This window comes from Bifidobacterium olomucense (assembly GCF_012932375.1).
In the GTDB taxonomy this organism is placed as follows: domain Bacteria; phylum Actinomycetota; class Actinomycetes; order Actinomycetales; family Bifidobacteriaceae; genus Bifidobacterium; species Bifidobacterium olomucense.
On record NZ_JAAIIG010000007.1, the window covers coordinates 156,877 to 170,822 of the forward strand.

Here is a 13,946-nt window from a genome sequence, read left to right on the forward strand (position 1 = left end):
TGATACGTCGACGAGCTACGGCGCAATAACAGCAGTAGCATAACGGCGATTTACAAGTACTGCTCGGCCAGCGAAGGCTTGGTGGTGCGATCCACCACATCACCATAACCGTTGGCGCGCATCCAATCGTCGTTGAAGATCTTCTCCAGATAGCTGCGGCCGGAATCCGGCGCGAGCACTACGACGAGCTGGTTTTCGTCGAGATCGTTGGCGAGCGCGTACTTGATGGCGCTGGCCACGGCCATGCCGGAGGAACCGCCCACGAGCAGCGCCTCCTCACCGGCTAGCCGACGAGTCATTTCGAAGGCTTCCGCGTCGCCCACCTTGACGATGTCGTCGGTGATGTTGCGGTCGAAGGCCTTGGGGTAGAAGTCTTCTCCCACGCCTTCGATGTCATACTGGTGGACGTCGGCGAGCGAGTCGGCGGAGTAGATGGAGCCTTCCGGATCGGAGCCGATCACCTTGACCGCGCCGTTCGAGACTTCCTTCAGGTACTTGCCGGTGCCGGAGATGGTGCCGCCGGTTCCGATGCCGGCAACAAAATGAGTGACTTTGTGGTCTGTGGCCTCCCAGATTTCCGGACCGGTGGTGTAGTAGTGGCTTTCCGGACCGTTCGGGTTGTCGTACTGGTTCGGTCGGAAACCGCCGGGAATTTCGCTGGCGAGGCGTTCGGCAACCTGATAGTAGGAACGCGGGTCGTCCGGGCCGGCATCGGTGGGGGTCACGATGACTTCGGCACCGTAGGCGCGCAGCACTGCACGCTTGGATTCGGAGACCTTGTCCGGCAGGGTGAAAATCGTACGATAGCCGCGCTGCTGGGCGACGAGCGCCAGACCGACGCCGGTGTTGCCGGAAGTGGGCTCGACGATGACGCCGCCGGGCTTGAGCTGTCCGGAACGTTCGGCGGCATCGATGATGCGTTCGGCGATACGATCCTTGGAGGAGCCGCCTGGGTTGAAGTATTCGACTTTGACGGCGATGGTGGCCTTGACACCGGCTGCTTGGGGAATGTGGTTCAGCTTGACGAGCGGGGTGTTGCCGATGATTTCCGCGAGGCTGTTGTACACGGTCATAGTGAAGTCCTTTGTCCGGGGTTGATTGGGCTGATGATGCGATCTCTTGTTTTCGTGAACCGACGTTCCCGGACGGGCGGCCATTGACCTGTGATTGATTGGAGCACCCGACCCTTCACTTGCTCAAGGGCTATGCGCTGTTCCATGTGTTACGAACCATCCGATGCAGTGTCTTATGCGGTTTGGCAACCCGCCGCGGTCGCGTCGACTCCGCGGTACATCGGATTCATGGAGGATTCGCGGCAGAACCACCGCGATTCGAATGCTCTTCTCTCAAGTTATGCGTCACTGACCGTGCGCCCGGGGGCGTCGGTTAGCGACAACAACATGAGAAAATCTGCATGCCTCATACCATAGCACGCCTCTGGACATCCGCGTGTCGCATGCGTTCATATGCCGGAAGATGCGGCGGCCGAATCCCGTTCCTGAGCCGATTCGCTCCGCTTTCTCGGATATGGCCGCCACGGACGGCCGAAGAAACCGATTCTGTGCATATACCCACCAGATATTCTGGGCATAAGGCCACCATAAAGCAGGTTCTGGGCATATACCCACCACGAGGAGGCATGAATCAGCCGCTTCGTGGTACGGATATGCCCAGAACAGAAACGATACGGATATACGACGCGTGCGCTGGTTCTGTTCCAGCACCGACTATAGCGATGCGGCGGCGATGAGCTGGCGGGTGTAGTCGGACTGGGGATGGCCGAGCACGGCTGCGGCGGTACCGGATTCGACTATTTTGCCTTCGCGCAGCACCAGAATGCGGTCGGCGATGTGCTGCACCACACCAAGATCGTGGGAAACCATGATAATGGCCGGTTTGACGGGCTGGTCGGTAGTTGGGTCTACAGTTCGCGCACCCGCTCCAGAGAGAATTGATTGGAAGGTTTCCAGAATCTGCACGCGGGCGGCCACATCGATGGCGCTCATCGGCTCGTCGGCCAGGATGAGCCGCGGGTTGGCCACGATGGCGCGGGCGATGGCCACGCGCTGCGCCTGGCCGCCGGACAGGTCGCACGGGTACCGGCCGAGGAAATCGCGCGGGTCAAGTCCCACGCGGGCGAGCGCCTGCGCGGTCTTGCCCTCCACCTCGTCCACGGCGAACCCGAGGGCGCGCCGACGCAGCCACAATGGTTCGGACACCGAACGTTCCACGGTCCAGCGCGGGTCGAGCGAGCCGAACGGGTCCTGGAACACGATGGACGATTCGGCGCGCAGCGCGCGGCTGCCGGCCGAACCGCGGCCGACCTCCTCGCCGCGGTATTCGATGCTGCCGGAATCGGCGGCGGCCAAGCCCAGCATGATGCGGGTGAGCGTGGTCTTGCCGGAGCCGGAAGCACCGATTACGGCCAGGCACTCCCCCGCATGCACTTCGGCGGAGACGCCGAACAGCACCTGACGTCGGGAAACATGGGACCGGCCGAAGTCGAACAGGGCGCGATGCATGGCACGGTCGGCAAAGGATGCGTTGATGTCATGTGCGACGAGCAACGGTTCGGCCGTCCCGGTATCACGGCGTTCCGTCACGGCGGCCGCTCTCCCGGTCAGCCTACGGCCGTCAGCAGTCTCGACGGAAGCGGTCAAAGCACGGTCAGTCATGGGATTCCTCCTTCCCGCCGGCACGGAGGGTGAGCAGACGGGCCGCGGAGACGAGCTCGCGGGCCTGCGCGGTCGCGGGCGAGGCCAGCAGTTCCGCGGTCGGTCCGGATTCCACGATACGTCCGGCGTCCAGCACGTAACAGCGCGTGGTGGCGCGGGCGAGCACAGAGAAGTCGTGCGTGATGAACAGCATCGAAGCGCCGGCGTCGTCCACCAGCGAGGTCAGCAAGTCCACGATCTGGCGTTGCGTGACGGAATCGAGCGCGGTGGTCGGTTCATCGGCGATGATGAACCGGGGCGAGGTGATCAGGGCTGTGGCGATGCCGACGCGCTGCTGCTGTCCGCCGGACAGCTCGTGCGGGTATTTGCCCGCCACCTCCCCGTCAAGGCCGACCTTGGCGAGCATCGCGGCCACGCGCTCGGCCCGTTCGGCCTCGGTGAGGTCGTAGTGGAGTTTCAGGGGCAGCGCGATCTGCTGGCCCACAGTCATCACCGGGTTCAGCGAGGCAGCCGGATTCTGGAACACCGTGCCCACATACCGGCCACGGAGGTCAGCGAGCGCGCGTTCGTGCAGGCCGATCACGTCGGTATCTCCCATGACGATGGAGCCGGATGCCGTGGCGTTCCGCGGCAGCAGTCCCAGCATCGCCTTGGAAATCATGGATTTGCCGGAACCGGACGAGCCGATGAGGCCCACCCGCTCGCCGTCCGCGATGTCGAGGTCCACGCCGGAGACGATGTGCCTGCCGCCGATGGTGATGGTCAGGCCGTGTACCGCGATGGTCATCGTTCGTCTTCCTCCCCATCAGCTTCAGCGGTTTCCGTGACGCCCGTATTCCGCGCGTCCGATGCGACGGCGACGGTCTGACGCAGCGCGGGACTGGCCACCGGATCGACGGCATCGCGCAGCACGTCGCCGAACACGTTGAGGGCCACGACCACCATGGTGACGATGAGACCCGGCCACAGCACGGTCAGCGGGAACACGTTGATGAGCTTGACGGACGTGGCCAGCGAATGGCCCCAGCTCGGCACGCCGGAGGGCACGCCGATGCCGAGGTAGGTCAGGCCCGATTCGGCCAATACCGCCGTTCCCGCGGACAGCGAAAGCTGCACGGCCAGCACGGGCAGGATGTTGGGGATGATGTGGCTGACGAGCACGCGCCAGCCGCTCGCGCCATTGGCCCTCGCCGATTCCACGTACGCCGAACGGGCGGCGAGCAGGGCGGCCGGACGCGCCACGCGGGCCAGGTTGAGTCCGTAGCCGAACCCGCAGGCCACCACGATCACGGCGATGGATGCGCCCAGCGGCACGGCCAGAATCAGGGCGATGAGCACGGTGGGGATGGAAATGAGCGCGTCGACCACCACCACGGACGTGCCGGCGAGCGCGGGGGTGCGGGCCACCATCGCGGCGACCAGGGCCAGCCCCCATACAGCGGACAGCACCACGGTGAGCACCACGATGAGCAGGTTGGTGCGCGAGCCAGCCATCAGCCAGCTGAATACGTCGGCACCAGTGCCGTCGGTGCCGAGCCAGTGCGAGGCGGAGGGCTTGGCCCACACGTGGTATCCGTCCGTAGTCCATAGGGATTGCGGGGTCCAGACGAGGGAGACCAGCGCCACGGCGAGCCACAACGTCAGCACGATAAGCGTGAATTTGCCTTCGCCGCGCCGCCAGATGGACTGCAGAACGATGGAGAAACGACGCAGGGGCTTGTGTGCAACGGTGTGCGCAGCGGTTTCGCCGGCACCGGGCGAGCGGACTTTCCGCATGGTGTTGCTCATGCGGCCACCTCCGATACGGTATCCGCGGATTTGAGCCGCGGGTCGAGGATGCGGTGCAGCACGTCCACCACAAGGCCCACGCCCAGGAAGAACGCGGCGAGCAGGAACAGCTCGCTTTGCACGGCGATGAGGTCGCGGTTGCCCACGTCGGTCACGAGCCCGTTGCCGATGCCGGGCAGGGCGAACAGGTTCTCGATGACCATGACCCCGGTGATCATCGAAGCGAAGGTCAGGCCGATCACCGAGACGAGCTGCGGGGTGGCGAGCCGCAATCCGACGCGCAGCACGGCCTGGGTGCGGGTCATGCCGCAGGAACGCGCCATGTCGATGTAGCCGGAGTTCGCCAGATCTCCTAACACCGCGCGCGTGTAACGCATCAGGGAAGCGCCGACGATGATGCCGACCGAGAGGGCCGGCAGGATCAATGCGAGCAGCGCCCGGCCAGGCGTGGTCCAGCCGTCCATCGGGAATCCCTGCGAGGGCAGGATGCCGACGAGGCCCGTTCCCTTGCCGAACAGGAGGATGAGCAGCAGTCCGCTCCAGAGCGCGGGCACGGCACCGCCGATGATGGCGAGTACGTGGAACGCCGCTCGCACGCGGGCCGAGCGGGCCAGCACGGCCGCGCATCCGAGCGGCAGGCCGACGGCGAGGGCGATGAGCAGGCCGAGGATGATCAGGGGGAAGGTGATGGAGGCGCGGGAGGCGACCAGCGAGGTCACGGAGCGGCCGGTCAGGATCGACGTGCCGAAGTCGCCGTGCAGGAGCGCGCCCATCCAGTCGAGGTATTGGATGGCGAGCGGACGGTTGAGTCCCAGTTGCTCGCGCAGTTGGGCCGCCTTCTCGGGCGGGGCGTTCACGCCGGCCATGATGGAGGCCACGTCGCCGGGCAGGATGCGCAGCGCCGCGAACACCACGACGGACAGGCCGAACAGCGCCGCCACGAACAGCAGCAGTCGGCGGACGACGAATCGCATCGCTGAGCTCCTTTCTATTGGGCTTGCCAGTCGCCGATGACCTCGGCTCCCCTTGGAGTACGTTTCTCGCTCCCCTCAGTCCACTGTCGTGGACAGCTCCCCTCAGGGAGGGGAGCCGAGGGAGACCTACTTCGTATACGTCACGTTATACAGCGGCAGAACGGTCTGGTTCAGATCGAACGGGAAACCTTCCACGCCCTTGGCCGTGGCTGTGGTGATGCGGTAGTTGAACAGCCAGTCGGCGGGCGCGTCCTCGGAGATGAGCTTGGCGGCCTCGGCGAACTTGGCGTCGCGTTCCTTGTCGGTGGTGGCGGCGATGCCTTCCGCGTACAGCTTCTGCACGTCCTTGTTGTCGTAGCCGAAGTAGTAGGTGGGGTCGGTCCACGTGTAGAAGTCATGGCTTTCGTTGTGGTCCACCAGCGAGATGTCGAAGTCATGGTTGGTGTACACGTCCTGCAGCCACGTGGAGAACTCCACCACGTTAACCTTCAGGTCGATGCCGATGGGCTTCAACTGCGAGCGCAGCTGGTCGCCGAGTTCAGTGCCGTAGATGTTGGCGTAGGTCAGAGTGAGTTCCAGCGGCTTGTCTTCGGAGTACCCCACTGCGGCCATCAGCGACTTGGCTTTGTCCTGATCGTACGGGTAGAGGTCGGTCAGATCCTCGTAACCGGGGTCCAGGGACGGGATCGGGCCGCCCAAGGCCTTATCCGCGCCGCCGCGGGAAGCGATGAGCTCATCATGGTTGATGGCGTAGCGGATGGCCTGACGGATACGCTTGTCGGCAAGCTTGGAACCGGAGGCGTTGTTGAAGCCGAGCACGTACTTGTCGGTGCCATCGCCGGCCTTGACCACGTACTTGGACGGGTCGGAGGTGAACGGTTCGGCCAGATTCTCGGTGATCGGCGCGAGCACCTGCACGTCGCCGGACTTCAGCGCGTTCACCGCAGCGTTATCGTCTGCCAGATACTTGACCACGATGGTCGGGGTCTTGGCCTTGTTCTTGCCCCAGTACTTCTCATTGGCCTTGAGCGTGATCGAATCGTTTTCGACGAACTTGGCCACGGTGTACGGACCGGAGCCTACGGCCTGAGTCTTCAAGTCATACTTGGCATCCTTGTCGAATACCAAGCCGGCGCGGCCGGTCAGGGTCCACAGCAGGTTCGAGTTCGGGGTCTTGAGCGTTATGACCACGGTGTCGGCGTCCTTGGCCTCCACCTTGCTGACGGCTTCAAGCGCGTCGGCGTCGTGGTACTGCTTGGCGATCAGCTCGTTGATGGACCAGGCCACGTCCTCAGCGTCGAGCGTATCGCCATTGGAGAAGACCATGTTCTTGTTGAGATGGAAAGTGTAGGTCAGGCCGTCCTTCGATTCCTCCCAACTGGAGGCGATGGCCGGGGTCACCTGGTTCTTCGAGTCGCGGGCCACAATGCCTTCGTACACATTGCCGATCAGGATCTGATCGAGTGCGGAGCCTGCGGTGTTGCGAATGTCAAGGTTGGTGGGGGCCAGTTTAAGGCCGATGGTGACGGTGCTTGCCTGTGCAGCGCCGTTGCCGGAAGCAGTGCCGTTGTCTTTTTTCGCGTAGGCCAGCGTGACGCCGATCACGACGGCGACCGCCACGATGACGGCGATCAGTGAAATCAGCCACCACTTCGGGCCGTTCTTCTTTGGATTCTTGGCGCGCGAGGCCAGGCTCGCGTCCGTAGTTGCACCGGTTGCGCCGCTTTCAGCGTGCGCACCATTGTCTTGAGACATGGTTCTTCCTCTGTGATTCCTTATGCATGTATTGTTGCGATTGGTTGGCCGCCCGAACCGGGTCGACCACCAGAGCCCAATCATAGACGCGGGACTGTAATTCTTGGCTTCTGTTGCATCAGACGCATCCTGCATTGCGGTAGGATGGCCGGTGAAATCCATCTTGGCTTAGGGAGGGTTATCATGCTGGTCGCTGTTGACATCGGCAATACGAATATCGTGCTTGGTTTTCTGGATGACGGCGGTGAGATTGCCGGCACTTACCGAATCACCACCAAGGCCAATCACACGTCCGACGAATACGGACTGTTTCTCACTGAATTTCTGCGAATGAGCGGGTTCACTCCCGACGATGTGGATGATGTGATCATCTGTTCCGTGGTGCCTAAAGTTATGCACTCCTTCCGCTCTTCGATTATCAAATTCCTCGATCTGGAGCCGATGGTGATCGGGCCGGGTATTAAAACCGGTATGAACGTGCGTATTGATGATCCCAAATCGTTGGGTGCCGATATTCTCGCCGACTGCGCCGGCGCATACTACGAATATGGTGGGCCCGCTCTTGTGGCTGATTTCGGTACGGCCACCACGTTTACTCACGTGGACGGACACGGTGTCATCGACTCGGGTGTGATCACCACCGGCATACGGACCGGAGCGGCCGCATTGTGGGGAGATACCGCGCAGTTGCCCGAGGTGGAGATCACCCGTCCGAGCACAATCCTGGGCACGAACACCAAAACATGCATGCAGGCCGGCTTGTACTACACATTCCTTGGCGGAGTGGAGCGCACGATTCGGCAATTCCGCAAGGAATTGGACGACGAAGGGTTCAAGGTGATCGCCACCGGAGGCCTTGGACGAGTCTTCGCCAACGATACGGATCTCATCGACGTGTACGACCCGGACCTTATTTTCAAAGGTATGGCGCATATTTATTCGCGCAACGTGCAGTAGGTGCAGCAGGTGCAACGTGCAGTAGATCGGGCTGGCTATGCCAATGGCAGGCTATTTGATGGTAAAGCCCTGATTGAAACCGTATTCCTTGAGGTCTTTCTGCCATCGCGCCAAACCTGAGGCAAGAGCGACCTTTGCACCGGGGTCATCCAGTGATTTGAGCGGATTGCCTTTCGCGTCTTTCATGCCCTGCTCAATCTGAGCTTCCCGGCGCTGATACGCCTGGAAGCTCGACGCCCAGCTGTAGGCCTTGCCTACCGTATTTTTGAAATCGGAACGGGCGTATACCTCGAACGGCAGATACTGATAGCCGGCGGACACGTCTTCAGCCGCCTCGGCAAGCACACGATTGAATTTCTGCCCACCAAAGTAAGGGATCTCCAGACCGTTTTCATTGGTGATCGTGGTCTTATTCAGGAATTCCGATGAATTGAGCGTGGTGTAATCCGCGGGGAATGCGCCGCCGGCCACACGGGTGGCGATGCCCTGAGCATCATGGGATACGAAATCCACGAATCGATAGGCCGCATCAGGCTTGCGTGTCCGTTGCAACACGGCCAGCGCCGAACCGCCGTTCTCAGCATTGGTGGGAGTCCCGTCATGGGTAGGCATGGCAGCCACTCGCCATAAGCCTGCGGCACCGGGCACATTGGCCAGCAACAGCGAAGGCATCCATGCACCTGAAAATACAGAGGCTATGGTGCCGGTGCCCACTCGTCGCTTCCATCGGTCGGACCATGTGGCAGTCGTGGTGTCCACCAGATCTTCATCGATCATTTTCTGCCAGAATTCAGTGAACCGTTGCGTACCGGCGTCCTCGTCCAAATCGATGGTCACCGTTTTGCCATCGAGCGAGGTATGGAAAGGGCGACCGCCGGCGAGCCAGATCATCGCGTCATAGAAGCTACCATCACCGGCATCGGCGGCGATATATACGCCTATCTGCTTGAGTTTCTTGGCGGCTTCGTAATAGTCGTCCCAAGTCTTGATCTGATTGGCGTCCACGCCGGCCTGATCGAACACGTCTTTGTTGTAGAAGAAGCCCATGGGGCCGGAATCCATCGGCAAGCCGTATGTGCGCCCTGCAAGCTGCACGGAAGACCAGGTACCCAACGTATAGAAGTTGGGATAATCGGATCCGATGCGATCGGTCAGATCGAGCAGCTGTCCGGAAACGGCGTACTGCATCAACGCATAGTACTCAATCTGCGCCACATCCGGCGTTCCGTATCCGTCCTGAATGGCCGCGTTGAGGTTGTCGTAGCCGGATATATTGGTCCATTCGACACGAATGTCCGGATTGGCTTTTTCGAATTGCTGGATGACTTTGCCCATGCTGGGCTCCCAGCTCCACACGCTGATGACGGTACGGTTGTCCGTCTCGGCCTGTCCGCAGGCAGCCAGAGCCACGGTCAGGATAGCGGCCAGTGCCGCAGCCGCCGTTCTTCTGATGTGCCGTCCAATCATGCGCATGGTGCCGAGTGTACTAGTTGCCGGGTATGGAAGGTGGAAAACAAGGAACCCCGCTCACAATCGGATGCGAGCGGGGTTCCGGTTGACTATGCCGTAGTCAATCTTGAGTCAGTCGTGACCTACTTGACTTACTTCACAGTGAAGCCCTGATCCTTGCCGTAATCCTGCAGGGCCTTCTGCCAAGCAGCCACGCCATCAGAGAGCTTCTGGTCGCCGGTGTAGGACTTGCCGACGTAGTCGCCGAAGATGGTGCGGGCCTTGACTTCGAAGGGCAGGAACTGGTAGTCGGAGGACACGTTCTCAGCAGCCTGAGCAAGGACCTCGTTGTACTTCTGACCACCGAAGTAGTCCACATCCTCGCCATCGGCGTTCTTCACAGTGGTGGCGTTCTTGAAGGAATCGGATTCCATGGAGGCCTTGTCAGCCGGGAATGCACCGCCGGCCACACGGGTGGCTACACCATCACCGTGGTTGGCGTACTCGATGAACTGATAGGCGGCATCGGCCTTCTTGGAGGAGGCGAGCACAGCCAGCGAAGAACCACCGTTCTCAGAGTTGGTTGCGGAACCGTCAGCGGTCGGCATCTGGGTCACACGCCACTTGCCGGCACCGCCAGCAGCGGAGTTAGCAAGGTTTGCAGGCATCCAAGCACCAGTGAGCAGGGAGGCGATGGTGCCGTCGACCATGCCCTTGAACCAATCCTCGGACCAGCCGGCGGTCTTGGTGTCGAGCAGGCCTTCGTCCAGCATCTTCTGCCAGAACTCGTTGAACTTCTGCACGTTCTCGTCACCGGTCAGGTTGATGGTGACTTCGGAGCCATCAGAGGAGGTCTTGAACGGCTGGCCACCGGCAAGCCAGGTCATGGAGTCGTAGAAGCCGGCGTCGCCGGTGTCGGAGGTGATGTAGTAGTTGTCGCCAAGGGCGTGAATCTTCTTGGCGGCCTCGTAGTAGTCGTCCCAAGTCTTGATCTGCTCGGCGTCAACACCGGCCTTGTCGAAGACTTCCTTGTTGTAGAAGAAGGCCATTGGGCCGGAATCCATCGGCAGACCATAGACCTTGCCGGCGAACTGCACGGAGGCCCACGGGCCAGGGGTGTAGAAATCGGAGAAGCCGGAGGTCTTGTCGGTGATGTCCAGCAGGTTGTTCTTGATGGCGTACTGCGGGATGGCGTAGTACTCGATCTGAGCCACATCCGGAGCGCCGTTGCCGGCCTCGATGGCGTTATCAAGCTGGGTGTATTCCTTGGTGTTGGTGCCGACGTTCTTGAGGTCGACCTTGATGCCGGTCTTCTTCGTGAAGTCCTTGGCAACCTGGGTCAGCGTAGGCTCCCAAGCCCAGACGGTGATTTCGGTGACGTCCTTTTCCTGAGCCGGCTGGCTGCTCGCGTTGTCGGAACCGCAGGCGGCAACGGAAACCAGCATGGCGACGGCACCCGTGAGCGCGACGGCCTTCTTGGCGGTGGTGAACTTCATCGTTCTGTTCTCCTTCCTCGAATCGTCCAGAACGATTCAAATATCTATGTCGTTCGTAATCATCGTTTCCAGTTGATTCAAATTCCTTGGAATTCTCCTCAACTTCGAGAAGTGGCTCCTCTCGCCATTTCCAAAACCTATGATTGCGATAACATTTATAAGTATACACAGTTTGTTTCCTATCGCAAACGCAACCAATCGGCGTGTTATCGCAAACAATTACACCCACATCGCATGGCACGACGTCGGTGACAACGAACAACGATCTCGACGCTCTGCCATACCGTCCAACAACGCAACGAGCCCCGCCAGACGAATTGTCTGACGAGGCTCTGTATGGCTGTTGCGCTGGCGCTAAGCTACCGACTACGGCCTACAGCTTCACCACCAGTACGCCGTTCGGTTGGATGGCGGCCGTGTGTTCCGACTCATTGACCTGAGCCAAGGACGCAACCAAAGGTTCACCTTCCAAATCAACGACAGCAACATCATGCGTACGGTTGAACAGGAACACGAAGTGGTTCTCATCAGTGGAGTCCGCGCGCTCGACGCGCAACACCTCGCCACGATCGTCCTCGGCCGGAGTCTCGATACCAAGCTCTTCCAACAAAACAGGCAGGGACTTGGCCAAGCCTTCACGACCCAAGCGAGCACCGACATATGCAGCTTTGCCGTCGCCGTATTCGTTCACGGTGATGGCGGGAGCACCATCGAAACCGGTCCATTTATCGGCCTTGAAGGAAGCCACCACGTGAGCGGTCGGCGCAACCGAGGTGATTACGTCGGCGAAATCATGCGCCACCGCGCCATTGGTCAGATCCAAGTGATCCATGGCACCCGGGAAGTCGTTGCCCATCGGGGCGAATTCCTCCACGCGCACACCGACCACGTCTCGGATGGAGCCGGGGTATCCGCCAAGCCAGACATGATCCTTCTCGTCCACCAGACCGGTGTAGTACGTCACGAACAGCTTGCCGCCGTTCGCCACATACTCGCGCACGCGGCGCGAGGTCTCTTCGGACAAGATGGCCAGGCTTGGCAACACCACGGCCTCATACTCGTCCCAGGGACCACGAACCGGCACCACGTCGGCGGTGAGACCGTTGTCCGCAAGCGCACGGAACCATGCGAGCGGTTCGGTCCAATGGCGTACCTCCTGAGTAGGCGTGGCGGTATGCTCCGTGGCCCACTGGGACTCGTAATCGAACACGACGGCGACCTTGGACTTGACCAGAGTCGTATCCAACAGGCCTTCGTCGGCAAGCTTGTTCAGGTCGGCACCCAGTTCGCATACATCGCGGAAGATCTGGGAATCCGGGCCCGCGTGCGGCACCATCGAGGAGTGCCACTTCTCGGCACCGGCCTTGGATTGACGCCACTGGAAGTAGCAGATGGCGTCGGCACCCATGGCCAGATGTGCCAGCGAGTCGCGCACGAGCTCGCCGGGCTCCACACGGTAGTTGATCGGACGCCAGTTGACGGCCGACGTGGAGTGCTCCATCAGGAACCACGGCTTCTTGCGAGCGATGCCGTCGGTGAGGGAGGCCGAGTAGGCCAGCTCATCGAAGTGCGCCTCGCCCGGGGTGAAGTAGTGGTCGTTGGAGACGAAGTCGACGTCGTAGCCCCACTTGTCGTAGTCAAGACCGGTGCCGCCGGCGGACACCATGAAGTTGGTGGTCTGCGGCTTGCCGGGGGTGATCTCAAGCAACGCATCACGTTCGGCCTTGTAGAAGTCCTGCAGCGCATCCGAGCTGAATCGCTTCCAGTCGAGCAGCTTACCCGGGTTCATAAAGTTGCCGTCGCCGATAAAGCGCGGCGGGATGATCTCGGAGAAGTTGTTCATGCGCTGCGCCCAGAAGGCGGTGCCCCAAGCGTCGTTGACGGCGTCAATGGTGCCGTACTTCTTCTCGCACCACTGCTGGAATGCACGCTCGGCGTCTTCGGAGTAGTCGAAGCGGTTGTGGCAGCCATATTCGTTGCTCACATGCCAGGAGACCACGTACGGGTTGTCTTTGTAATGCTCGGCCATTTTGCGGCAGAGATTCAGCGCATAATCCAGGAAGATCGGGCTGGTGGCACGCCAATGTTGGCGGGCACCGGGCTGGCATACGTCACCGCGGTAGTCCACCCACAGAATCTCCGGGTGAGCTTGGGTGAGCCACATCGGCGGGGATGCGGTACCAGTGGCGAGATCCACTGCGATGCCGGCTTTGCCGAGCTTATCGATGACCCGGTCGAGCCAGTCGAAATCGTAGACGCCTTCCTCCGGCTCAAGCTTGGCCCAGGAGAAGATGGCTACGGAGACCAAGTTGACTCCGGCCTTCTTCATCAGTTCGATGTCTTCATCCCAGACTTCCTCAGGCCACTGGTCGGGGTTATAGTCACCGCCGTACCAGATGCGCGGACTTTTGCCGGCAAGAGGCTGCGGCCAGTTGAACGCTCTATGTTCCATAATGCTTGAATCCTTTATAACGATTTTGTGGCGGACAGATCGGAATCGACCTTTGGCCAATGCGGTATGACCCGCAGTAGCTCACGCGCTGCTCAGGCTTCTCTCCCCCACCCGCTTCACGGCATCCCCTGTCCTCTGCAGCCGGCCCTCGCCAGTGCTCCTCACCCCTCCCGTGAAAATGACTCACTGACGACAAGTCACAGAGACATATTCGCGAGAGGGGCTACGGGGGTCCGCTCACTTCCCGGGACCGGTCACTCCTTGACGGCGCCCGCCGCCAGGCCGGACTGCCAGTACTTCTGCAAACACAGGAACGCGATCACCAACGGGATGATCGTGATCAGCGAACCCGTGATCACCAGGTTCTGGATCGCCTGGCCACCAGCCGTGGACGCCTGGT

General features: G+C 61.1%; 10 protein-coding genes and 1 pseudogene. 1 reads left to right on the forward strand and 10 read right to left on the reverse strand.

Going from position 1 to position 13,946, the window contains the following annotated elements; translation table 11 throughout:
* Positions 1 to 50: 50 nt before the first annotated feature.
* From G1C97_RS08700 to G1C97_RS08725, 6 genes are all read right to left on the reverse strand, one after another.
* Entirely contained in the window at positions 51 to 1,073 is a 1,023-nt protein-coding gene (locus G1C97_RS08700; RefSeq protein WP_169241427.1) for a pyridoxal-phosphate dependent enzyme, read from the reverse strand.
* A 654-nt stretch (positions 1,074 to 1,727) separates the two neighbouring features.
* Positions 1,728 to 2,522: an ABC transporter ATP-binding protein gene (locus G1C97_RS08705; protein WP_169241446.1), complete on the reverse strand. Its 795-nt coding sequence runs from the start codon at positions 2,520 to 2,522 to the stop codon at positions 1,728 to 1,730.
* A gap of 145 nt (positions 2,523 to 2,667) precedes the next feature.
* A complete protein-coding gene (locus G1C97_RS08710) occupies positions 2,668 to 3,462 on the reverse strand; it encodes an ABC transporter ATP-binding protein (RefSeq protein ID WP_169241428.1) in 795 nt (264 codons plus the stop codon).
* Positions 3,459 to 4,358, reverse strand: coding sequence for an ABC transporter permease (locus tag G1C97_RS08715; protein WP_417852225.1), 900 nt, complete (start codon positions 4,356 to 4,358; stop codon positions 3,459 to 3,461). Before G1C97_RS08715 ends, G1C97_RS08710 begins: the two co-directional genes overlap by 4 nt.
* 101 nt (positions 4,359 to 4,459) lie before the next feature.
* Positions 4,460 to 5,437, reverse strand: a complete 978-nt coding sequence (locus G1C97_RS08720; RefSeq protein WP_169241429.1) for an ABC transporter permease — start codon at positions 5,435 to 5,437, stop codon at positions 4,460 to 4,462.
* 126 nt (positions 5,438 to 5,563) lie between these two features.
* Complete coding sequence (locus tag G1C97_RS08725; RefSeq protein WP_169241430.1) at positions 5,564 to 7,192, reverse strand: ABC transporter substrate-binding protein; 1,629 nt, start codon at positions 7,190 to 7,192, stop codon at positions 5,564 to 5,566.
* A 183-nt stretch (positions 7,193 to 7,375) separates the two neighbouring features.
* On the opposite strand from G1C97_RS08725, the gene G1C97_RS08730 reads away from it, so the two are divergent.
* The gene (locus tag G1C97_RS08730; protein ID WP_100496751.1) at positions 7,376 to 8,149 is read left to right on the forward strand and encodes a type III pantothenate kinase; all 774 of its coding nucleotides are present in this window, start codon (positions 7,376 to 7,378) and stop codon (positions 8,147 to 8,149) included.
* A gap of 51 nt (positions 8,150 to 8,200) precedes the next feature.
* Here G1C97_RS08730 and G1C97_RS08735 read toward each other — a convergent pair whose 3' ends face one another.
* The 4 genes and pseudogenes from G1C97_RS08735 to G1C97_RS08750 all read right to left on the reverse strand — a co-directional run.
* Positions 8,201 to 9,622, reverse strand: a complete 1,422-nt coding sequence (locus G1C97_RS08735) for an ABC transporter substrate-binding protein (protein ID WP_165775888.1) — start codon at positions 9,620 to 9,622, stop codon at positions 8,201 to 8,203.
* A 128-nt stretch (positions 9,623 to 9,750) separates the two neighbouring features.
* Entirely contained in the window at positions 9,751 to 11,094 is a 1,344-nt protein-coding gene (locus tag G1C97_RS08740; protein ID WP_169241431.1) for an ABC transporter substrate-binding protein, read from the reverse strand.
* Positions 11,095 to 11,467: 373 nt separating this feature from the next.
* Positions 11,468 to 13,546 carry a beta-galactosidase gene (locus G1C97_RS08745; RefSeq protein ID WP_169241432.1) on the reverse strand — a complete coding sequence of 693 codons (2,079 nt, stop codon included), beginning with the start codon at positions 13,544 to 13,546 and terminating at the stop codon, positions 11,468 to 11,470.
* A 254-nt stretch (positions 13,547 to 13,800) separates the two neighbouring features.
* Positions 13,801 to 13,946: pseudogene (locus G1C97_RS08750) on the reverse strand (carbohydrate ABC transporter permease); the annotation flags it as partial.